The sequence below is a fragment of the Actinomadura sp. K4S16 genome (assembly GCF_008327685.1).
Taxonomy (GTDB): Bacteria; Actinomycetota; Actinomycetes; order Streptosporangiales; family Streptosporangiaceae; genus Spirillospora.
In genome coordinates this window covers 470,865-492,986 of sequence record NZ_BDDE01000012.1, presented here as the reverse complement: position 1 = coordinate 492,986, position 22,122 = coordinate 470,865, and the positions used below count along the sequence as shown (strand labels likewise).

The 22,122-nt window shown below is 74.2% G+C and carries 14 protein-coding genes and 1 pseudogene; 2 read left to right on the top strand and 13 right to left on the bottom strand.

The genetic code is table 11. The features are described from left to right. Positions 1-34 precede the first annotated feature (34 nt). A complete protein-coding gene (locus tag K4S16_RS13555; protein WP_149259248.1) occupies positions 35-436 on the top strand; it encodes a hypothetical protein in 402 nt (133 codons plus the stop codon). 71 nt (positions 437-507) lie between these two features. Here the strand turns inward: K4S16_RS13555 and K4S16_RS13550 are convergent, their stop codons facing one another. Both K4S16_RS13550 and K4S16_RS13545 read right to left on the bottom strand, forming a co-directional pair. Beyond that, the gene (locus tag K4S16_RS13550; RefSeq protein ID WP_149259247.1) at positions 508-1,617 is read right to left on the bottom strand and encodes a nitronate monooxygenase family protein; all 1,110 of its coding nucleotides are present in this window, start codon (positions 1,615-1,617) and stop codon (positions 508-510) included. 793 nt (positions 1,618-2,410) lie between these two features. After that, the gene (locus K4S16_RS13545; RefSeq protein ID WP_200841845.1) at positions 2,411-3,535 is read right to left on the bottom strand and encodes a DUF3068 domain-containing protein; all 1,125 of its coding nucleotides are present in this window, start codon (positions 3,533-3,535) and stop codon (positions 2,411-2,413) included. A 381-nt stretch (positions 3,536-3,916) separates the two neighbouring features. On the opposite strand from K4S16_RS13545, the gene K4S16_RS45700 reads away from it, so the two are divergent. Then, complete coding sequence (locus K4S16_RS45700; protein WP_160160901.1) at positions 3,917-5,128, top strand: acyltransferase; 1,212 nt, start codon at positions 3,917-3,919, stop codon at positions 5,126-5,128. Positions 5,129-6,923: 1,795 nt separating this feature from the next. Here the strand turns inward: K4S16_RS45700 and K4S16_RS45695 are convergent. From K4S16_RS45695 to K4S16_RS13485, 11 genes and pseudogenes are all read right to left on the bottom strand, one after another. Continuing rightward, a pseudogene (locus K4S16_RS45695) lies at positions 6,924-9,395 on the bottom strand (alpha-(1->3)-arabinofuranosyltransferase family protein); the annotation flags it as partial. 63 nt (positions 9,396-9,458) lie between these two features. Further along, positions 9,459-10,643, bottom strand: coding sequence for a glycosyltransferase family 4 protein (locus K4S16_RS13530; RefSeq protein WP_149259244.1), 1,185 nt, complete (start codon positions 10,641-10,643; stop codon positions 9,459-9,461). Next, positions 10,640-11,578, bottom strand: coding sequence for a glycosyltransferase (locus K4S16_RS13525; protein WP_200841844.1), 939 nt, complete (start codon positions 11,576-11,578; stop codon positions 10,640-10,642). Before K4S16_RS13525 ends, K4S16_RS13530 begins: the two co-directional genes overlap by 4 nt. A gap of 13 nt (positions 11,579-11,591) precedes the next feature. Further along, entirely contained in the window at positions 11,592-11,723 is a 132-nt protein-coding gene (locus tag K4S16_RS46440) for a hypothetical protein (RefSeq protein WP_268843230.1), read from the bottom strand. Continuing rightward, positions 11,723-13,435, bottom strand: coding sequence for a hypothetical protein (locus tag K4S16_RS13520; protein WP_149259243.1), 1,713 nt, complete (start codon positions 13,433-13,435; stop codon positions 11,723-11,725). Before K4S16_RS13520 ends, K4S16_RS46440 begins: the two co-directional genes overlap by 1 nt. Positions 13,436-13,465: 30 nt before the next feature. Beyond that, positions 13,466-15,598 (bottom strand): acyl-CoA dehydrogenase, encoded by a 2,133-nt coding sequence (locus tag K4S16_RS13515; RefSeq protein ID WP_149259242.1) that lies wholly within the window; start codon positions 15,596-15,598, stop codon positions 13,466-13,468. An 83-nt stretch (positions 15,599-15,681) separates the two neighbouring features. Then, positions 15,682-17,007, bottom strand: coding sequence for a hypothetical protein (locus K4S16_RS45055; protein ID WP_200841843.1), 1,326 nt, complete (start codon positions 17,005-17,007; stop codon positions 15,682-15,684). Positions 17,008-17,157: 150 nt separating this feature from the next. After that, on the bottom strand, positions 17,158-18,141 hold the full coding sequence (locus K4S16_RS13505; RefSeq protein ID WP_235036774.1) for an EI24 domain-containing protein: 984 nt from the start codon (positions 18,139-18,141) through the stop codon (positions 17,158-17,160). Positions 18,142-18,152: 11 nt separating this feature from the next. After that, positions 18,153-19,022, bottom strand: a complete 870-nt coding sequence (locus tag K4S16_RS13495) for an SDR family NAD(P)-dependent oxidoreductase (RefSeq protein WP_149259239.1) — start codon at positions 19,020-19,022, stop codon at positions 18,153-18,155. A 134-nt stretch (positions 19,023-19,156) separates the two neighbouring features. Further along, complete coding sequence (locus K4S16_RS13490; protein WP_149259238.1) at positions 19,157-21,331, bottom strand: hypothetical protein; 2,175 nt, start codon at positions 21,329-21,331, stop codon at positions 19,157-19,159. After that, a complete protein-coding gene (locus K4S16_RS13485) occupies positions 21,328-22,086 on the bottom strand; it encodes a hypothetical protein (protein ID WP_149259237.1) in 759 nt (252 codons plus the stop codon). Before K4S16_RS13485 ends, K4S16_RS13490 begins: the two co-directional genes overlap by 4 nt. Between the last annotated feature and the right edge of the window lie 36 nt (positions 22,087-22,122).

Here is a 22,122-nt window from a genome sequence, read left to right as displayed (position 1 = left end):
CCTGGGGCGAAGGCGAGCACGGAAGGACGAGGCCATGGCCTTGCATCTAGGACGCAAGCAGCACGAGACCCCGGAGCAGACGGCCGAGCGGCCGCCCCGGCGGGCGCTCTGGCGGCGGACGGACGGCACGGCCGTCGAGCGCAAGCCGCCGCGGTGGCGGCGCAGCAGGCCGAACCCGGTCAGCGCGATGATCATGGCGGCGGGCTGGGCGGCGGTCGCGATCCTCGCCCTCGGCATGCTGCTGACCTGGGGCGACGCGAATCCGGGGAACACCCTGGTGGACGCGACCCTCGACGCGGGACGCTGGCTCGCCACGCCGTTCCACGACGTGTTCACGCGGCCCGACCCCGACGAGCAGCTCTACATCAACTGGGCCCTCGCAGGCGCCGTCTACTACGTCCTGGCGCGCGCCCTGTCCTGGATGACCCGCTTCTGATCCGCAGCTGAGAAAGCGCGCGGCCCCGGCCGGCGTCGGGAGGAACGACGCCGACCGGGGCCCGCGGGCGGTCAGCCCTCGGTGATGGTGTTGAGGCGCTCGATCGCCTCCACGTACTCCTCGATCAGGTCGTAGACGACCTGGGCGGCCGGCTTCACCTGGTTCATCGAGCCGACGATCTGGCCGACCGGGAAGGTGACCAGTTCGCCGTCGCCGGACCGCTGGATGCGGGGCAGGGCGTCCGCGATCAGCATGAACTGCATGGGCATCGGCAGGTAGCCCGGCGAGTTCTCGCTCTCCCACGCCTCGGTCCACGCGGTCTTGAGGAAGCGCGCGGGCTTGCCCGTCCAGGCCCGGGAGCGGACGGTGTCGCGGGACGTGGCGTTCAGCAGCTTCGGCAGGGCGCGTTCGGGGGTGTCGGCCTCGTCCACCGTCAGCCAGATCGAGCCCGTCCAGACGCCGTCCGCGCCGAGCGCCATGCCGGCGGCCATCTGCCGGCCCCGGCCGATGCCGCCCGCCGCGAGCACGATCGTGTCCTCGCCGACGGCGTCCACGACCTCGGGGATGAGGACCATCGTGGCGACGTCGCCGGTGTGCCCGCCCGCCTCGGTGCCCTGCGCGACGATGATGTCCACGCCGACGTCGACCTGCTTGCGGGCGTGCCGGGCGTTGGAGGCCAGGCCGGCGACCTTCACCCCGTGCTCGTGCGCCTGCTCGACGACGTCCGCCGGGGGCGGGCCGAGCGCGTTGGCCAGCAGCGCGATCGGGTGCTTGAGCGCCACCTCGACCTGCGGCCGCGCGGTCACGTCCGTCCAACCGAGCAGCGCCTTGCCGGCCTGCTCGCTGGGCGGGTCGACGCCGTGCTCGGCCAGCAGGTTCTCCAGGAAGTCCTTGTGCTGCGCCGGGATCATGCCCTGGAGCTTGCCGAGCAGCTCCTCGGCGTCGCCCACGTCGGCGCCCTCGTACTTGGCGGGCATCACGACGTCCACACCGTACGGCTTGCCGCCGACGTGCTCGTCGATCCACTTCAGCTCAAGTTCGAGCTCCTCGGGGGTGAAATGCAGGGCGCCGAGGACGCCCATGCCGCCGGCGCGGCTCACCGCCGCGACCACGTCGCGGCAATGACTGAACGCGAAGATCGGGTACTCGATGCCGAATAGTTCGGTGACTCGTGTCCGCACAGCCTCGACCCTAGGCGCGCACCCGCGAAACTGCAACAGGTTCTAGTTAGGAATCTCATCCCGGACGCTCACGAGCCCCGCTTCTAGAACACGTATCAGCCCGTATCCCGAGCAACGGACCGCTCCCGGTTCCCACCACGCCCCACCCCCACCGGCACGGGCCCCAGCACGCGGCACGGAAGCCTGCACACAAGGGCGATACACGAGTCGGTGCGCGGGACCGCAAGACTGTCGCCACGCGGGCCGACGCCCGACCCGCCCGACAGCGCCAGTCGGCAGGGCGCACGGGGCAGCAGCCGGCCAACCCGCGGCAGGTCAACGCGAGGCGATGGGGCGCTGGCCGCCACGTCGGGCGCGGCCCTGAGCGCGGGCGGACCGGCGGCGCAGGCCGCTGAATGCAGCGCGGGCCAACCAGACGACACGCGGACGGCGAAAGGACTGCGGAGGGCGATACAGGCTGTGCAGGGCGGCGGCCAGGAGCACGCGGCGGACACGCGGAGGGCGGAGGGAGAACGTCGGGGGACGACCTGGAGCACCCGCCGGTGCCAGGCAAACGGGCGGCGGACGGCAGCGCAGGGTGGAGCGCGGCATCTCAGGGCGGTGGGCGGGCCGTGTGGGGCGATGCGCGCGGGAGGGGTCGTCGCGCGGCTCAGCGGCGTTGGCGGGGCCGGCGGCCTTCCGTTGCCGGCGCTGGCCGCCAGGGACCCTGCGGCGGAGCCGGGGGTGTGGGCTCGGTCGGGGCCCGGGCGGCGAGCGGATGGGAGGGCAGCGCGGGAGGGGTCGTCGTGGCGGCTCAGCGGCGTTTGGCGGGGCCGGCGGCCTTGCGTTGCCGGCGTTGGCTGGTGGGGGGTGTGCGGCGGGGCTGGGGGGTGGGGTCGGCCTGGGCCGCGGGGGCGGCGGGTGGGGCCGGGGGCTTGGGCGGGCCGGGCGGGGTCATGTCGCCGAACTTGCCGTCGGGGCGGCGCGGGGCCGCCAGGGGCGGGGGCTCGCGGCGGGCCATGCCGAGGTAGCCGCCGACGAACAGCAGGACCAGGCCGAGGAGGACGCCGGCGGCCGGGATATAGCTGCGCACCATGTCGATCTTCAGGGCCTCGCCGTTCGCCATGTCGACCAGGGCCTTCTGGTCCTTGTCGACGGTGATGAGGTCGGCCTGGGCGACGATCATGGAGCCCTTGCCGTCCGCCGTGCGGACGCTGCTGCGGATGTTCTGGCGGTGCTTGACCGGGATGCCCGTGCGCGGGTCGACCCAGACGGTGTTGTAGGCCTCGGCGTACCGGTCGACCTTCTGGTCGCCCGCGTCGTCGGGCAGGCCCAGCATCTTCGGCGGCAGCTTGGCGTCCAGCGCGGCCGTCTTGGTCAGCGGGATCGTCTGGGTGAACCGGTACGTCGTCAGGCCGTGGACCTTCTCGACGGCGTTGAACTGCATCGGCGCCGTCTGCTTGGTCGTCATGTCGAAGAAGGGGTAGTCCCGCTTGTGCACGTTCGCGACCGGGAACAGCAGCCCGTACCCCGACATCCTCACGCCGTTGTCGCCGTCGACGTTGGTGCCGCAGCAGTTGGTCAGCGCGCCCGTCCGGCGGTCGAAGGCGATCCGGAAGCCCTGCATCTGGACGGGCTTGTCAGGCTTGTCCTGGTTGTAGATGTTGGTCGTGGAGTCCCAGACGGCGATCTTGTCGTTGCCCTCGTTGGCCCGGACGTCGCCGCGCACGGTGTTCCTGGCCAGCAGGGTCACCCCGGACTTGAACTTCCGCTCGGCCTCGTCGAAGTACGTGGAGTCCTTCGACTCCAGGCTCGTCACCTGGTAGCGGTTCAGCGGTGCGACGACCACCTGGTCGGCCACATAGAAACGGACGAGCGGCGCGAGCGTGAGGAAGAACGCGCCAAGGCCGATCAGGACCAGGCCGACCGGTCGCCGCATGAACACCTCCGGGGCTGCCGTCGTTCTCACGGCGGGCGGGGGCCTCGCCGTGCCGCGGGCCCCGCACCTCCAGCATGTCCGGGTCACCCTACCGGACGTGTGTACTGGTCGGTAAGCTCCCCGTTACCTTGGCGGCCTATCGAGGGCCCCCGGTCCCGCACGGCATCGCACCACACCGCAAGAGCGACGCGGCTCGGCACGGACGGCATAGCAAGAACGGGACGAACGGCTCGGCACGGCTCGGGTGACACGGCACGGTACGACACAACGGCTCGGCACTGCTCGGGTGACACGGCACCGCAAGAACGACACGGCACGGAGGGTGGGGTTGGGATGGCGGCGGCGCCCTCCAGGCGGGGTGAGCGCCGGGACGGGGGGGCTGTGGCGCCGCCCATCTCGGGGCATCAGGACACCCTGGACGGGGTCCGGGCCGTGGCGGCGCTCGCCGTTCTCGTCTTCCATGTCGCGAGCGCGGCCGGGTCCGTGACCGACCCGAACGGCATGGGGTGGCTGTTCAACGGCGGTCAGGTCGGCGTGCCGATCTTCTTCACGCTCTCGGGGCTGCTGCTCTACCGCCCGTGGGCGGCAGCCGTGCTGGACGGGCGGCCCGTCCCGCGGACGGCCGAGTACCTCCGCCGGCGCGTGTTCCGCATCATGCCCGCGTACTGGGCCGTGGTCGCGGTCTTCATGGCCACGGCCGGACGGGACCATGCCGCCGACCCGGTGACCTGGATCTCGCTGCTCACGCTGACCCAGACCTACCTGCCCGACCCGTGGTGGCCCGGCGACCTCGGCCCCGCGCATCTCGGCCAGATGTGGAGCCTCGTCGTCGAGGTCGGCTGGTACGTCACGCTCCCGGCCACCGCGGCGGTCCTCTCCTGGTACGCGCGGCGGACGCGCGCCCAGGACGTCGGCGTCCGCGCCCGGCGACTCCTCGTCGGCATCGGCGTCTACGCGGCGCTGTCGCTGCCCTGGACCGTCTCCATGTTCGTCCCGGAATGGCACTCCAAGATGGGGGTCTGGCTTCCGCGGTACTTCGTCTGGTTCGCGATCGGGATGGCGCTCGCGGTGGTGACGGTGTGGGCGCGGCTGGACGAGCGCCGTCCCGTGGCCGCGGTGTGCCGCGCCGTGTCGGACTCGTGGGCGGCGTGCTGGGCCGCGGCGGTGATGCTGTACGTGGTCGCGGCGACGCCCGCCGCCGGGCCGATCGGCCTCAAGCCGGACGTCTTCTGGACGTCCCTGCTGCACCTGATCGTGTTCGGGCTGTGCGCGGCGGCGTTCGCGGCGCCGGTGGTGCTCGCCCCGCCGGGGCACCCGGCGCTCGGCCCGATGCTCGGGAACCCGGTGATGCGGTTCCTCGGGCGGATCTCCTACGGCGTGTTCCTGTGGCAGCTTCCGATCATCGTCGGTTGGTACGACGCGACCGGCCGGGGATTCCGGGGGAGCGTTCTGACGGATCTGCCGCTCCTGGCCGCGGCGACCATCGCAGCGGGGGCACTGAGCTACTACCTGGTGGAGTGGCCGGTCCAGCGGCTGACCCGCCGCCGGGCCCCGGCCCGTCCGGCGGACCCTGCCCGGGCGCCGTCCAGCTGAGCGAGATCCGGCCGCCGGACTCACCGCCGCCGGGCGGCTTGGGCCGCCACAGCTCGATCGCGAGCCTGCCCACGATCACGAGCCCGAGGAGCTGGGGCGCGATGTCGCCGACCGGTCCGGACGGGGACGCCGGGTTGTCAAGCAGGTCGAGCCGGACGGCCGCGGCGAGGCAGCCCGCCCCGGCGAGCATGGCGAGCGCGACCGGCCACGGCGAGGCGAGGGCGCGCGGCACGGCGGAGCGGCGGGTGCGGGCCCAGCCGCAGACGGCCGCGACGGCGGCCGTGACGGCGAGGCCGGGAACCCCCGCGATCCAGCCGCCGAGCGCGGCGGCCAGAGCGAGAGCCGCCCAGGCGGGCCAGCCCGTCCCGGCGACGAGGGCGCGGGGGGACGGGCGTCGCCGGCGGCCGCGCCCGCCCGGCCAGAAGGCGGCGACCAGCAGGACGAGGAGCAGGGCGAGGCCGGATACGACGGCGATGCGCTGCGCCCGGTCGGGCGTGTAGGCGAGCTCGACGACGCCCCTGGTGCCCTGCGGGACGATCCAGCCCTGCTTCCATCCGTCGAGGCGGACGGCGCGCAGCTCGGTGCCGTTGACGGTCGCGCGCCACCCTGCGTTGAAGTTCTCGTTGACGGTGAGGAACGAGGAGGCGGCGGCGTCGACCTCCAGCCTGCGCGCGCTGGGCCCCCAGTCGAGGATCTTGACCTCCTGCGGCGCCCGGGCCGCCGCCCCGCCCGGCTTCGCACCGACCGTCACCGTGTCGAGGCGGTAGGGGTCGAACGGCGCGGAGGCCAGCCGGTTCTGGCCCGCCCGCAGTGCGGCCGGGGTGCACGCGCTGAACCGCAGCGGCCGGCCCGCGAGCAGGTCGCCGAGCGTACCGGTCGCCTTGGTCTGGACGGTCTGGACGGTCTGGACGGCGCCGCCGGCGATCCGCACCTTCGGGCCGTACCCGCACGGCAGCCGCAGCGGGAAGGCGCGGACGTCCGGGAGCGGCCTGACTCCGGGGATGGCGAGGTCGACCACCTGGATGGGCTGGGCCTGCGTCTCCCTGAAGAAGGTGAACGTCAGGCGGTCGGTCGCCATCGGGGCGAACGTCAGCCTCCCCTGGGCGTCCGACAGCCCTTCGCGGACCTGGCCGTTCTCGCCCTCGACCCGGATGCGCAGCGGCCCCGACGCGGTGGGCGGGCGGGTGACCGTGACGGCGGACAGCTGCTTGCGCCCCTTCCACCGGACGGTGTACGTGGGCGCCTCGTCCTTCTCCCCGGCGATCCAGGACGTCTGCGGGTCGCCGTCGAAGGCCGACCGGGGCTGGTCGGCGGGGTGGTCGGACAGCGTGGATCCGGCGGCGACGACCGGGCGGCCGCGGGCGGCGGTGTAGCGCTCGATGAGCCGCCGGTCGGTGAGCACGGCGGTGCCGGTGACGGCGGCCCTGCCCGCGACGGCGGCGGTGAACGTCCGGTCGAACCCGTCGCCCTCCTCGTCGCCGGAGCCCAGGGACGGCGAGCACACCCAGCGGCGGTTGCCCTTCACGCACTCCCCCGCCGCTCCCGGCGCCCGGCTCATCACGTATGTCGCAGGCCCCCGGGAACCGGCGGGTGCGGGCATCGTGTACGTGCGGGCGGGCCGCACTCCGCCGATCGACAGCTCCGTGACGGCCGCATGCGCGAAGCCGGGCACGGCCGGCTCGGAGGCCAGCGCGAGGATCCGCAGCCGCAGCCAGCGGGTCGGGCCGGCGGGCGCGCGGAGCGGCTGCCCGGTCGCGATCTTCTGGACGTCCTGCCGCACCGAACCGTTCTCGGTCTCGACGGCGACGCGCGCGACTGCGGGGCCGAGGGACGCGTCCTGGAGGAACGTGGCGGTGAGGCTCTGGACCTCGCGGGGCTTGTCGAAGTCGACGCGGAGCCACTGCCCGACCGGTCCGTTCCAGCCGCCCGTCCGCCAGGCGGTGAACTGGTCGCCGTCGAGCGCGGCGAACGGGGTCGCCTCGGGCTTGCGCGCCTGCGGGACCGCGTCGTCGCCCGCCGCCGACGTGGACGCGGTGACGTCGCGGACGCCGCCGCCGTAGGTCGCGTGGGTCGTGTAGCGCTTCCAGCCCTCGTCCAGGACGTCGGCGGCCTCGCCCTTGCGGGCGGCGGGGAGCGTCGGGGACGTCTGGTGCAGCTCCCCGAAGTTGCGGCGCAGCAGGCGGGGCGAGTCGGTCACGACCGGGGCGCCGCCGAGGTCGGCCGCGTCGTCGTCGAGCAGGACGGGCCCGTCGGGGAGCGCGCCGCCGTCGGCCATGGCGAGCAGCGACTCCGGCCCTCCGTACACGCGGACGGGGCTCACGGCGTCGGCGAGGTTCGCGACGCCGGCGGCGCCGCCGACCTCGTAGACCTCCAGCGCCGGGTACTTCTGGTCGACAGCGCTCACCGCGTCGTCGGCGGCTCCCCCGACGGGCGCGCCGAACGCGGCGACCCTGCGCATCCCCGGCGAGTCGGCGAGCGCCTGGTGGAGGCGGGCGGGCCAGGCGCCGCGCAGCGTCTCGCGCCGCAGGTCGTTGCGCACCAGGACGTACCGGACGCCCATCCGGCCGAGGAAGGCGCTCAGGCCGGGCGACCCCTGCCCGGACCGGACCTGCTGGTCGATCGCGTCCAGCGCGCGCGTGTATCCGGGCGACCCGGCCGGGACGAGCTGCCGGACGCCCCAGCGCGCCGACAGCAGCGGCTGGACGATGTCGTCCATCGGGCGGCCCCACAGGTACTCGCCGAACGGCGCGCCCGGGACGGCCAGCACGCCCTGCCGCCCGGCCCGCGCGTTGATCCAGGTCGCCGCGTCCCGCCAGTAGCGGGGCACCTCGTTGAACTCGCCCGACCCGGTCAGGCCGTTCGAGGCGGCCGTGAGGCCGATGCCGCCGAGCGCGACGGCGGCGGCCACCGGCAGGCTGAGCAGCGAGGCGGGCCGGAGGCCGGAGGCGGGCCCCGCGGCAGGACCTGCCCCGGGGCCCGGGCTCCGCGCGCCGTCCGCCGGGTGCGCGCGGCGGGCCGCCGCGACGATCAGATGGGCGAGGCCGAGCGCGAGCGGCAGCCGGACGACCGCGTCGAACTTGTGGAGGTTGCGCATCGGGGCGAGCGGGCCGTCCAGCAGGTCGCGGAGCTGCCCGGCGAACGGGCTCGGCACGTCGCTGATGTGGCCCGTCGACAGGATCGCCAGTCCGGCGAGCAGCGTGAGCAGCAGGAACGTGCGCTCGGGCAGCAGCCGGCTCAGCAGCCCGGCGAGGCCGAGCGCGGCGGCGAGGCCCGTGCAGACGATCGCCACCGGGCCGAGCGACAGGCCGTGCCCGACCGGCGCCCAGACCTGCCCGTCCACGACCAGGTAGTTGACCCAGCGCTCCGCGCCGCGCAGCACGTTGACCAGGCCGGTCGGCCCCGCCGTCGTCTCGGCCTTCTCGGTGTAGGTCAGCCAGGAGAACCCGTACGTCCCGGTGAGCAGCAGCGGGACGAGCCACCAGGCCGTGGCCGCGCCCGCGCCCAGCGACCACCACGCGAGCATCCGCGCCCGGAACGAGCCGCGCGGCCGCGTCACCACGTACACGACCGGGACGACCAGCACGGCGACGGTCGCGGTCGCGTTGATGCCGCCGCAGCAGGCGATCGCGAGCCCCGACGCGGCCGCGGCCCTGAGCCGCCCGGTCTCCCCGGTCGCCGCGCCGATCAGCGGCAGGACGATCCAGGGCAGCATCGCGACCGGCAGGTACTCCGAGGAGATCTGCCCGAGCGTGGCGAGGCCGTTGGGGGCCAGCGCGTAGGCCATCGCCGCGAACAGGCGGGCGCCCTGCCCGGGCCCGCCCGCGGTGGAGGGGCCGCCGACACCGCCGGCGCCGCCGATGCCGAACCGCCCCGCGAGCCGCCAGGTGCCGAGGAACGCCAGGCACATCAGCAGCGCCAGCCAGAACCGCTGGGTGATCCAGGCGGGCATCCCGGCCACGTCGCCGAGCGCGAAGAACGGCCCCATCGGGAACAGGTAGCCGACGGCCTGGTTCTGCAGCTGGCCGAACTGCTCCGGATCCCACAGGTGCAGGGCGCGGCCGAGGAACCCGAGCGGGTTCACCGCCATGTCGATCTTGGTGTCGGCGAGGATCGCGCCGGGCCTGGTGCCGAACGCGAGCGCGGTCAGCGCGAGGCAGCACGCGAGGACGCGCAGCCGCTCCCGCACGCGGCCCGCGATGTCCGGGCCGTCCGGCGCGGGTCGGCGGGACGCGCCGGCGCGGGGCGGATTCGCCTCTCCCACGGCCATGCTCGCCCTCTGCCCCTCTCCTGTGGTCCCCGGGGCCCTGCTCCCCGGGTGCTGCCCCGGACGTCAGCCAGGGTGTTCGTCACCGTACCTTCGGTCGCCCCGCGCGCCGCCCGGATCGCCCCGGACCGCGGAGTCGATGAGGCCCCGCATCCGGGCGGCGGTGTGCGCCCAGTCGAACTCTGCCGCCCACCTCTGACATTCCGTGGCGACCCGATCGCGCTCCGTGCGACCGGCCAGGTCCTTGAGGGCGCGCCGGACGACGTCGGCCTGGTCGTCGCCCGCTCGGACGAGCCATCCGGTGGCCCCGTCGCGGACGGCGTCGCGCAGGCCGTCCACGTCGTGCGCGACGGTCGGGACGCCGAGGGCCGCGGCCTCGATGACGCTGAGTCCCCAGCCCTCGCCCTGGGAAGTGCTGAGGTGCAGGTCGGCGCGGGCGACCAGGGCCGCCTTCACGTTCTCGGGGACGTAGCCGTGGGCGACGACGATCTTCTCCAGGCCGCGGTCTTCGATCCCGGCGGCGAGCGTGCCCGCTTCGGGGCCGTCCCCGACGATGTGGAGCTTCAGCCCTGGATGGGTCTCGGCGAGGTCCGCGGCGAGGTCGAGGAGCAGGGGGAGGCGCTTGTGCGGGACGAGCCGGGTCACGCAGACGAGGTCAGGGTCCCCGGCGGGCTCCGTGACCACGCCGTCGGGTTCGGCGACCACCGTTCCGTTGTGGACGACGTGGGTCGGCCCCGTCCAGCCCAGTCGCTCCCTGACGGCGCGCTGCGTGGATGGCGAGACGACCACGAACGCATGCCGCCGGTACGTCCAGCGGCTCACCGGGCTCTCCAGGACCTGGCCGATCCAAGCGAGCCATCTGGGGAAGTACAAGCCGAACTGGGCGTCGTGCACATGGTGGATGACGCAGAACACCGGTACGCGCCGTGGCAGAACCCACGGCGTGAAGAACGGGATGCCGTTCTGGCAGTCGATGACCGCGTCGAAGCGTCCCCGCCCCAGGCGGAACCCCAGCATCCACAGCAGCACGAGGGGGTAGACGGTGAAACGGCCGCCGAGACGCACGAACTCCACGTCCTCGGCCCGTTCCCTGCGCTTCTGCCCCGGCGCCCTGCTCGTCACGTAGTGGACGCGGGCTCCTTCACCGGCGAGCCTGCGCGCCAGTTCCCAGGCGTAGCGCTCGGCGCCGCCGGCGGCGGGATGCCAGGGATCCCGCCAGTTGACGACCGCCAGCCGCAGTTTCTCGCTCATCCCGTCTTCGCGCGCGACGTGGAGGCGTTCTCCGGCAGGGCGACCGGCTTCGACAGGGCGACCGGGTTCGACAGGGCGACCGGGTTCGACAGGGTGGTCGAGTTCGCCAGGGTCAGGGACTCCGCCAGGGCGACCGGCACCGGGACCGGCTCCCCCAGGGCCGCCCGGAGCGGGACGATCGGGATGTTCGACACCATCGGCACGAAGGGCAGCCGGAATCCGGCGCGCGCCCGGATCCGGACCAGGTCGAGCAGGCATTGCAGCGAGTGCCGCCGGACCGAGAACGTCGACCCCGGACGGTCGCGCCAGATCACCGGAATGTCCGTGACCGACGCCCCCCGCCGCACGCAGTGGGCGAGGAGCTCGACGTCGAACGAGAAGCCGACCGTGCGCAGGTCCGCCGCCGCGGCCCGCCCCAGCGGGCCGTAGAAGAACTTGAACCCGCACTGGGTGTCGGGGATGCCGCCCACGAGGTCGCGGACGATCCGGTTGAACGTGATGGCGCCGAGGCGCCTGACGGGCAGCGCGTACCCCTGGACGACCGACCGACCGTGGCGCCTTGACCCGACCACGACCGGGCGGCCCTCGCGCAGCAGGACGATGGCTTCGTCCAGCGCGGCGAGGTCTGTTGCCATATCGGCGTCCATGAACCCCACGTAGGGGGCCCGTGTCTCGAGCAGTCCGGCCCGGACCGCCGCTCCCTTTCCCCGGCGTTCGCAGCGCACCAGCCGGACGGGGACCGGCCCCTCCCAGGCCTCGACGATCCCGGCCGTCCCGTCGGTGCTGGCGTTGTCGACGACGATGACCGCCGCCCGCACCGGCAGCGCGGCGAGCTTGGCGCACAGCAGATCCAGCCCCGCCGGAAGCCGGTCGGCCTCGTTGTGGGCGGGGACGACGATCTCCAGGAGCGCCGGCCGGTCACGCCAGGTCCCCATCAGGGCCTACACGTCACCGGGAGCCGTAGTTGTACAGCGGCTTGATGACGGGGTCCTTCTGGGAGGCGTTCGCGAGCTGGACGGCGCCGAACGACGCTCCGGCGGCCAGCAGGACGCCGACGATTGCGGCGATGGCGATGCGCATCAGGGGGTCCTTCGTCGGGGGTCGGATCTGCGGCGCGTGATACCGCCGAGTAACGGGAAGCTCAGAGTAGTCCCTGAGGGCAGGATTGACCAGAAAACGGCCAGACTCGTCACCGCCCACGCGGCCGCCGCGGGCGCGGCCGGGACCGCGTCCCGGACTCCCCCACCGGCCCCTTCGATCCGGTAGACGACCAGGTCAGGGCCGCGCAGGACCTCGGTGGCGGCGCCGGAGGGACGGTTGGCGCCCGGCTCCGCGTCCACGACGACGTACCGTACGCCCTCGTCACGCAGTGTCGCCGCGGGCGGTGTTCCGGTCCGCGCGGCGGGCGCGAGCCTGATCGCCCTGGGGTCCTCGGGCGCGACGGTCGTCCCGCCCACGGTGACGGCGTCGTCCACGATGACGCGGCGGTGCAGGTAGCGGGGCAACGGGTCGAGTACCCGGCGGCCGTGGTTCCACGGGTAGCTCCGGTAGGACGCCCACGGCAGGACCAGCACGTCCCCGGACGCCGGGTCGCCGTCGATGATCTGCCGTGCGCGGGCCCAGTCGCCGGGGTATCGGACGGACCGCAAGTCCCCCGCCGCGCCCCACGCCAGTGTCGGCAGCAGGAGCACCGGAACGGCCGCCGCGCCGGCGGCCACTCCCGGCCACCTGGCCTCGGCCGCCCGGTCGGCGGCCGCACCGAGCCCCACGGCGACCACGACGGCGAGCGGGGCCGCGTACTGCTGCCCGTCGCGGAGGACGGCGAACCCCGGCCAGAGGTCGATGAGGACTTGGAGGACCGGGGCCGCCACCGCGCCGAGAGCCGCCACGGCGAACCCGATCGCCGCCGCCACGGCCGCGCCCCTCCACCAGACGGGCTCGCGGCACCATCGCCAGTAGGCGGCCAGCGCGATGAGCACCACGAGCAGCCAGAGCGTCGCGGTGACCGGCGCCCCGTAGCCGCGCGGCACCGTCTCGCCGTTCCAGACCCCGCCGAGCAGGAGCAGGCTCCCGAGCGTCCCGAACGGTGTGTCCGCCCTGGCCGCGAACAGGTCGACGGCCGTCCCGTCCCCTGGCACACCGGCCGGACGCAGCGCTCCCGGTATCAGCCACGGCAGGCTCAGCACGCCCGCGGCGGCCACGACCCGCAGGCCGGCGCGGAGGCGCTGGACCCTTGCCGAGCTCACGAGGGCGACGGCCAGGGCCGTCAGGGCCGAGACCGTCAAGGCCGCGAAACCGCCGATCGCGGCGGGGAGCAGGGTCCGGACGAGGCGGCGGCCGCCGCCGGGCTCCTCCGTCCGCGCGGCCGCCGCGACCACCCAGGGCAGGGCCGCGTAGCCGAGGAGGAGCGCCCACTGCCCCAGCAGCAGCCGCTCGGCGACGAACGGGTTCCAGGCGTAGCAGACGCCGGCGGCCAGGCGCGGCGGCAGCCGGGGCGACGGGACCAGCGAGGCCGCCGACGTGCACGCCGTCACGAAGACCGCGAGCAGGACGAGCTTCTGCAGCGCGTCCGCCGGGAACACGGTGGAGAGCGCGGTGACGAACGCGTCGCTCGGCACGTGCCGGGGCACGACCCCGGTCAGCCCGAACGTCATGCGGGTGAACGCCGGATCGGGCACGAACACCATGTCGTAGGACAGCACGAAGCCGGGCGCGAGCCCCGGCCCCAGTGCCGCGAGCCCGAGCCCGAGGCCGGTGAGGGCGGCCACCAGGTGCCGCGTCCGGTCGGTCAAGCAGTCCGCTCCCGCATGTGAGCCTGGACGCTACCCGACCGGCTCGGGGTCCCGGGGCAGGCCGAGGATCCGCTCGCCGATCACGTTCAGGTTGACCTCGGTGGTGCCGCCGCCGATCGTCATCGCCCGGGACGCGAGCAGGTAGCGGGTCCAGCGGGCGCGCAGGGGGTCGCGCCGCCCGCCGGTCAGGGCGCCCTCCTCGCCGAGCAGCGTGAACCCGAACTCGGTGACCTGCTGGCCGTGCTCCATCGCCACCAGCTTGCGGACGTTCGCCGTCGCCCCCGGGTCCGTGCCCGACAGCCGCTTGAGCGTGGCGCGCAGCCCGAGCAGGTTGAACGCGTGCTCGTCGCAGGCCAGCCGGCCGACGGCGGCGCGGACGAGCGGGTCGCCGTCCAGGCCGAGCTCGGCCGCGAGGGCGAGCAGCCTGGGCAGGTCGCCGCCGAGCTGGAAGCTGCTCGTCAGGCCGACCCGCTCGTTCGCCAGCGTCGTGCGGGCGACGCGCCAGCCCTCGTTGACCGGCCCCACCACGAGGTCGTCCGGCACGAACACGCCGTCCAGGAACACCTCGTTGAACACGGCGTCGCCGGTGCACTCGCGCAGCGGGCGGACCTCGATGCCGGGCGAGGACATGTCGACGAGGAAGTAGGTGATCCCGTCGTGCTTGGGACGGTCCGGATCGGTGCGGGCGACGCAGATCCCCCACTGCGCCTCGCGGGCCAGCGACGTCCAGATCTTCTGCCCGGTGATCTTCCAGCCGCCCTCGACGCGCTCGGCGCGCGTCCGCAGCCCGGCGAGGTCGGAGCCCGCGCCCGGCTCGGAGAACAGCTGGCACCAGATGATCTCGCCGCGCAGCGTCGGCGGCAGGAACCGCTCCTGCTGCTCGGGCGTGCCGTACTGGACCAGCGACGGGACGACCCACGCCGCGATCATCAGCGGCACCGGGCGCACCTTCGCCGCCTTGAGCTCCTGCTGGATCACGATCTGTTCGAGCGGCCCGGCGCCGCGACCCCACGGCGTCGGCAGGTGCGGCGTCACCCAGCCGCCCTCCGCCATCGCGGCGCGCTGTTCGAGCGGCTCCATCGCGGCCAGCTCGGCGACGCGGGCCCGGATCTCCTCGCGGACCGGCGCCGCGTCCTCGGCCAGCTCGATGCTCATCGGACGCCGGACGCCCTTGACCGCCAGCGCGGCGAGGGTCGCCTGGTGCTTGCTCGTCCGTCCTAGGAGCGCGCGGAGGGTCAGGGCCCGCCGGTAGAGGAGGTGGGCATCGTGCTCATAGGTGTAGCCGATGCCTCCATGAACCTGGATGTTGCCTTCGGCGCAGGTCACGGCGGCGTCCGCTGCTAGGGCGGCGGCTACTGCGATGGCGTAGTCGCGCTGTTCTTCTGGCTCGTCCAGAGCGCGCGCGGCGTCCCAAACGGCTGCCCTGGCGCGCTCCACGGCGATGAGCATGCGCGCGCACTTGTGCTTGACGCCCTGGAACTGGCCGATCGGACGGCCGAACTGCTCACGCAGCTTCGCGTACGCGACGGCGTCGTCCAGGGCCCGGCCCGCGACCCCGCATGCCTCGGCCCCAAGAAGGACGACGGCGAGGGCATGCACGTTCACGCCGCTCATGACACTCTCGTCCGGTAGAGACACGTCCGTGACCGTGACCGATCCGACCGGGCGGGTGATGTCGAGGGACTCCAGCGGCTCGACGGTGACGTCGTCCCGCCGCAGGACGACCCAGCGGTCACCGGCCGGGAGCACGAAGAGGTCGGCCAGGGGCGCGCCCAGCACCGGCTGCACCGTCCCGGAGACGGTGGAGCCGTCGATGTCGAGGCCGCCCGAAAGCCCGACCGCCGCCTTCCGGTCCCCCGTGACGAGCCCGCACGCCTCGGCCCCGGCCGCGTGCATGATCGCCGACGCCAGCACGGTGGGGGTGTAGAGGCCGGGGGCGAGCGCCCGGCCCAGCTCCTCCAGCACGACGGCCTGCTCCAGGATCCCGAATCCGTCGCCGCCGGCGTCCTCGGGCAGGTGCAGTCCGAGGAGGCCCTGCTCGGCGAGCGCGGGCCAGAACCCCGCGTCCGCGTCCCGGACGGCCTGCCGCGTGACGGCACGCTCGGTGAAGCCGCGCACCGACGCCGCGAGCGCCTCGTGTTCCTCGGTCAGCCCGATGCCCATGACCACACCTTTCTCGGAGGTGGCCACAGCCTATTAGAACGGCATTCGGTTGTCAGGAACGGGCCCGGGCCGAGAGGGCCGGGTCAGGCGGCGATCTTGAGCTGGCCGAGGAACTCGTTGATGTCGGGCCACCGCTGGCGGTGCGTGTTCGGCATCGACGCGAACACGACCGCGGGCGACTTGCGGCCGGTGTCGACCACCGCCATGGCGACGATCTCGCCGGTCGCGCGCACCCCGGCCCGCTTGTAGGTGAGGTAGGAGGCGACCAGCCAGCCCTTGTGCCCGTCGATGTTCAGGGCCTGCGACGCCAGGGGCGCCGACTTGTGCGGGAACGCGTAGTACTGCGCCTCGTAACCCTTGGCGGCCAGCCCGGCCACGTTCTTCACGCTGTCGGGCCCCTGGTAGGCGCTCTGCAGGGTGGGGATCAGCGTGCCGGTGAGGAACTGCCCGTACCAGAGCCGTTCCGCCTGCCGCTCCGTCACCAGGACCTGCTGCCCCGACCAGCCCGGCGTGCCCAGCTTGTTCTTCTTGGTGGGCACCTGCCAGGGGGCCGCGAGCCGCGGATACGACAGCCCGGAGTGGACGTCGTTGACCCGCCCGAGCATCCGGCTCGGCTTGCCGCGGAACGTCGCGAGCGGCTTGTCCGGCGGCATCTCCACCTGCGCCGCCTCGGACTGCTCCGCCGCGGCCCGCCGGTCGGCGTTGCCGGACGTCTCGGACGTGTCGGCCGGCTCGTCGTCGCCGTTCTTCATGAAGTACACGCCGCCGGCCGCGAGCAGCGCGACCACCAGCAGTCCGATCCCGCCGAACAGCACGAGCCGGGAGCGGCCGCCGCCCTCGTCGAGGGCGTCGCGCCGCGGCTTCGGCGAGCCGCCGAGCTTGGCGTCGGCCGCGCTCTCGTCCGCCATCCAGTCGGGCATCTGCCAGTTGCCGCTGCTCGGCTTGCCGGGCTTCGCCGGCTGCCCGGACCCGGTCGGGACGGCCGGCACGTACCGGTCGTCGCCCTCGCCGTCGTCACCGGCGCCCTCGTCGAAGAGCGAGCCCTCCCACTGGGGCGCCTCCTCGGTCACGGGGGCGACCTTCACGTCCTCGGCGGCGGCCTCGTCGCCGGGCGCCGCCTGCTCGGCGGGCGCGGCCTCCTCGGCCGGCGCGGCCTCCTCGGCCGGCGCGGCCTCCTCGCCCAGCGCCTCCGGCCGTCCGGTCTCGACCTTGCCCCAGACGTCGTGCGTCCCGGCGCCCTCGCCGGGCGCGGAGAACTCGGTGCGCCCCGTCGGCGGGGGCACCGGCACCTCCGGCACCTTCGGCTCGGAGAAGGCCGCCTGCGGCCCCGTCGCGCCGTCCGCGCCGTCCCGCGGCTCGCCCTCGCTCATTTCGGTCCAGCGCACGTTGCGCTCCCCCTGATCGGACATGCGGCACACGTTACGCGAAGATCACCCATGGCGTTCCGGCCGGTAATCACGCTCAGGACACATCTTCTTATCGCCTCAGTGTTGGTTTCCCGCCGCCTCGGTACGGGCCTTTCGGACGCAGGGCCATTCGCGGCGAGGACGGCGGGGGCCTCAGTGCGCGCTGGTCAGGGACGCCTCGGCCGGCGGCTCGCCGGCGAGGCGCTCCCGGGCCAGCAGCGTCGCGCCCGCCACCGCGCCCGGCATCGCCAGCACCGCGCCCAGCGGAATGAGAAACACCACAAAGGTCGCCGCGCCGAACCCGACGACGAGCAGGCGGTCCGCCTTCAGCCGCGCGAACCGCTCCCGGCGCCGCAGCCCGCGCCGCTCCAGCGCGATCGACGTGAGCTCGCCCGCGAGGAAGTAGCCCGACACCAGCGCCGCGACCACCGGCACGACCGTCTGCCCCACCACCGGCAGGAACCCGCAGGCGAAGAACACGACCGCGAACACCAGCGCCACGGCGCCGAGGATCAGCGTGTCCTTGACCGCCCGCCCGATCTGGACCAGCAGCGGGACGTCCGGCTCCGGCGGCGCGCCGCCCTGCGACTCCTCCACCCGGACCGCGATGGCCTCGTAGAACGGGTCGCCCACCAGCAGCGTCACCGCCGTGAACGTGATGACGGCGAGGAACAGCGCCGACCCGTACAGGGCGAGCCCGGCGACGACCCGCGCCGACGTCCGCGCCGCGTCCGGCCAGCCGTCGGCGAACCCCGTCACCCATCCGGCCAGGTCGTCGAGCCGGTACGCCAGGAAGACCAGCGCCGCGACGTACACCGCCAGGACGATCAGCGCGGGGATCAGCCCGAACAGCCACTGGGCCGGGTGCCGCGCCGCCCATCCGATGCCGCGCAGCAGGTACCCCACGCCGTTGAAGAGGTCCTTGAACGCGGACGGGCGCGGCCCCTGCCGGGGCTCGGGCGAGCGCGGGTCCGGCTGCGGGCCTCCCGGCCGCGCGGCTCCGGGCTGCGGGGCCGGCGGCCGGCCGGGCTGCTGCGGCGGGACCGGCCGCGGTGGCGGGGTCGGCCGGGCTGGAGGGGGCGGCTGGGGACCGTTCCATGCGCCGGGCCGGTCCGGCGGTCCGTGCGGTTGGCTCACGCAGCCTGACCCTATAGGGCTGGCAGCCCCACAAGGCGGGCCGAACGGTCCCAAACCGCACGTCTGAGTTGCGGATCCTTCAACGCCCCCACCGTCGGCAGCATCCCGGCGCCCGGCGTCGAGCTGTAGTAGCCGCCGCTGCGGCCCTCGAACTCCTCGTCCAGCGCGAGCCGCAGCGCCATCCGGGCCCCCTGCTCCGGCGTCCGCAGCACCGGAGTGCGCGAGAACAGGCCCATGACGCGCTCGGTCCCGCGGACGTCCCTGCCCAGGCTCGTCGCGGTGAGCCCCGGGCAGACCGCGTTCGCCGTGACGCCGCTGCCCTCCATCCGCCTGGCCAGCTCCTGCGCGAACATGATGTTGAGGAGCTTGGACCGGCCGTACACCCGCAGCGCCCCGGCCGGGCCGTACGACCGGGGCTCGGCCATCCGCTCGACGTCGAGCCGGTCCGCGAACCGGTGCGCCTCGGACGCCACGACGACCACCCGCGACGGCGCGCCCTTCTCCAGCAGCCCCAGCAGCAGGTTCGTCAGCAGGAAGGGCCCCAGATGGTTGGTCGCGACCACGCGGTCGTACCCGTCCGCGCTGACCTTGGCCCGCAGCAGGTACACGCCCGCGTTGTCGACCAGGACGTGCAGCCGGTCGAACCGCTCCTCCAGCGACGCCGCGACCCGCCGGACGTCCATCTGCACCGACAGGTCCCCCAGGAACGTCTCGATCCGCGCGTCCGGGACGTCCTTCGTCAGCTCCTCCACCGCCGCGGCGGCGCGCAGCTCGTTCCGGCAGACGATCCCCACCAGGAGCCCCGCCCGCGCCAGGCCCCGCGCGATCTCCTTCCCGATCCCGGACGTCCCGCCGGTGACAATCGCGATCTTGCGCTCCATCCCTCCACCGAACCACCCGCCGCAACCCCCGGCAAACGGCACGGCGCTTCCGGACGGTAACGGCGCGGCGTCCCGGATATAACGGCACGGCGTCCCGGATATAACGGCACGGCGTCCCGGAGATACGGCGCCGCTCAGCCGCCCCCCGCGACCGCCCGCCGGGCCTTCACCCAGAGCTTGTACAGGAGCCGCTGCCACTCCGGCTGCAGCAGGTGCACCAGGAGGTCCTCCTTGGTGGTCCGGCGCGCCCGCCGGGTGCCCGCCCAGGTGCGGACGAGGTCCGTGAGGAGGGTCCGCCGCGCCGGGTCGCCGCCCGCCACCATGGCGAACAGGGAGACGATCCCCGGCCGCAGGGCGGGACGCGCCGCCGCCGTCTCCAGCCACAGCATGGCCACCTCGGGAAAGCGGCCGAACCCGGCCCCGGTCCTCAGCTCGGCGGCCATGGCGACCGACCACGGCGGCACGCACGCCTGGGCCGGAACGGCCGCCGACGCCGTCAGCACGGCGGCGAGGCCGGCGGTGTCGCGTTCGGCCGCCAGATCCAGGAACAGCGCCGTCGCCAGTTGCGCGCGGACCTCGGCCTCCCGGGGCGGGCTGCCGTCGGCGTTGCGCGCCCAGGCGAGCGTCAGGTCGAGCATCGCGCGTCGGTCGTGCGCCGCCAGTTCGCGCGCGGCGCCCAGCGCCGCCGCCCGGAGCCGCTCGCCCCCCTGGCGCGCCAGACGGTCGACGGCGCCCAGCGTGATGTTCCACAGCCACGTGTCGCGCGCCGGCGCGTCCGGCAGGAGGTCGAGCAGGACCCGCAGGCCCGTCCGGGCGCGCCGCTCGGCGTCGGCCTCCACCCTCAGCGGCACCGACGACCCGCACCACGCGGCGGCCGCGCGGACGACCTCCCGCCGGTTCGCCTCCGCGAGGGTCCGCACCACGTCCAGTACCTCGTCCCGCACCTGCTCGTTGCCGTAGGTCGCGAGATGCTTCAGGCGGGTCAGGGCGACCGTCGCGTAGGACTCGCCGACCACCTGGCACACGCGCGCCACCGTCAGCTTCAACGTCTGCGGGGCGTTCCGGTTGTTGGCCCATTCGTAGAGGCCCCTGCGCACCCGGCCCCCGACCAGCGGGTCCAGGCAGGTCCGCGCCAGCGCGACGTAGGCGAGGTCGGCCTTCCCGTCGGAGGCCCAGCCCCCGGCCACCTGGACGATCTTCGCCGCCGCCCCGCTCTCGGCGGCGAGGTCGGCGAACACCTCGACGAGCTTCTGGCGGCGTCCCGGGTCGAGCGCCAGCACGGTGTCGCTCGGCAGGGCCGACAGCCACTCCAGCAGGTCCATCCGCACCAGCGGGTAGTCGTCGCAGACGTGCCGCAGGACCGAGGAGGCGTAGCCGTGCCGGCGGAACACGATCCGGTCGTCCGCGCGGTCGGCGCCGAGCAGCTCGCTCAGCCCGGTGGAGGGGCACCAGGCGAGCCCGCCGCCCTCGACGTTGATCTCGAGGTGCCGCGCCAGCGACATCGCGGCGCCGTACACGCTGGTCTCGTCGGCCGGGCCGATCGCCGCGGCCGCGATCAGCAGGGTCTGGTCCCGCAGCCCGGGGTGCTCGGCGAACCAGCCGCACAGCTGGTCCTTCCAGCCCCGGTAGGCCCGCTCGACCTCCCCCTCCTCGCCGATCTCGATGACGAGGTCGGCGAGCCGGCGCGCGTCCCCCGGTAAGGCGCCCCGCAGCAGTTCGGCGGTGCGCGACCAGGCGGGCCAGCGCGTCCCGCCGAGGCCCGCCCGGTGCAGCCGGCTCCGGTAGACGAGGTCCGCGGGCGGCGGCTCCACCTGGACGATCGGCAGGAAGCCGGCGAACCGGCGCAGCTCGGTCTCGTTCCCGACGACGAGCAGGAAGCCCCCGGCCCTCTCGATCCTCTCCTTGCAGGACCACAGCCGCTTCTCGTCGTCGTCGGTCCCGCGCACCAAGTACCCGAGCTGCGCGCTCGGGCCCTCCTCCACGTCGTCCTCCTCGGGAGAGAACAGGTGGACGGGCATCCCCGGACGGAGCTCCCGCAGCGCGGCGATCGCCGTGGTCGACACCCCGGCTCCCGGGGGGCCGGCCAGCCCGATCGCATGGTGACGCCCGAGGACGGTCACGATCTGGTCGTGGTTGCGGGCGCGCACGTACCCGGCGACGCGCTCGTCCACGTCGGCCTCCCCCAGCATCATCGACCGGCGCTTGTGCACCTCGACGAGCTGCTGGACGATCAGGTCGCGGGACACCGTGTTGCCGATCACGTTCTGGGCCCCGTCGCCGCTGATCGTGAAGTCCTCCATCGACGTCATCGGCGCTCCTGCCGGAAGTCGCCGCCGACGGTGTTCCCGATCGCGTTCTGGGCGCCGTCCCCGTTGATCGTGACGCCGTTGACGGACGTCCCGCCGGACGGGGCCGGGGGCGCGGAGGGGGCGGCCTCCTGCGGCGGTCGCTCGCGCCGGTCGGGCCGCCGCCCCTCGGACGGGACGGGCACGTAGAGGTAGGCGGGCCGGTCGAACTGCTTCACCTGGACCCTGACCTCGGTGAACTGGCTCTCGCGCAGGCCGCTCCGCCCGCCCGCGACGTAGGGGGTGAACAGCTCCGCCGAGAGCAGGAAGGCCGCGAAGGTCACCTCGGGGTCGCTGTCGTCGAGCGCGGCCCGCAGCGGCTTCCCGTCCAGCAGGCGGCAGGCGTCGATGACGGCGGTGGAGATGCCGGGCGCGTCGGGGCGCTCGTCGTCCACGAGCCCGACGTGCAGGGCGGCGCGCAGGCGGAGCCGCATCCCCCGCGCGCGCAGCCTCGGGGCGCACTCGGCCAGGGCGTCCTGGAGGCGCCGGGGGAACGGATCGATGAGCGCGGGCACCGCCTCGTGCGGCAGGACGGCGAGGATCCCGTCCCCCGTGCTCTCCATGAACCGGACGTCGTCCCATGCCTGGCCGAGCCCGCTCTCGGCGCAGGCCGCGGCCAGCACGCGCCGGATCTCCAGGTGGACGTCCGGCAGGTCGGCGTCGCGATGCGCGCTGAACTTCTCGGCGTCCACGACGAGAACAGCACGGTATTGCTCCATAGGGCCCCCTCCACTCATGCGGACGGCAACCACTGT

Excerpts from the sequence above, each read along its gene's own strand:
- K4S16_RS13545 (WP_200841845.1), bottom strand. The coding sequence starts at position 3,535 with ATGCGGCGACCGGTCGGCCTGGTCCTGATCGGCCTTGGCGCGTTCTTC.
- K4S16_RS13515 (WP_149259242.1), bottom strand. The coding sequence starts at position 15,598 with ATGGGCATCGGGCTGACCGAGGAACACGAGGCGCTCGCGGCGTCGGTG.
- K4S16_RS13490 (WP_149259238.1), bottom strand. The coding sequence starts at position 21,331 with ATGACGTCGATGGAGGACTTCACGATCAGCGGCGACGGGGCCCAGAAC.
- K4S16_RS45055 (WP_200841843.1), bottom strand. The coding sequence starts at position 17,007 with ATGTCCGATCAGGGGGAGCGCAACGTGCGCTGGACCGAAATGAGCGAG.
- K4S16_RS13495 (WP_149259239.1), bottom strand. The coding sequence starts at position 19,022 with ATGGAGCGCAAGATCGCGATTGTCACCGGCGGGACGTCCGGGATCGGG.
- K4S16_RS13525 (WP_200841844.1), bottom strand. The coding sequence starts at position 11,578 with ATGGGGACCTGGCGTGACCGGCCGGCGCTCCTGGAGATCGTCGTCCCC.
- K4S16_RS13555 (WP_149259248.1), top strand. The coding sequence starts at position 35 with ATGGCCTTGCATCTAGGACGCAAGCAGCACGAGACCCCGGAGCAGACG.
- K4S16_RS13485 (WP_149259237.1), bottom strand. The coding sequence starts at position 22,086 with ATGGAGCAATACCGTGCTGTTCTCGTCGTGGACGCCGAGAAGTTCAGC.
- K4S16_RS13530 (WP_149259244.1), bottom strand. The coding sequence starts at position 10,643 with ATGAGCGAGAAACTGCGGCTGGCGGTCGTCAACTGGCGGGATCCCTGG.
- K4S16_RS46440 (WP_268843230.1), bottom strand. The coding sequence starts at position 11,723 with ATGCGCATCGCCATCGCCGCAATCGTCGGCGTCCTGCTGGCCGCCGGA.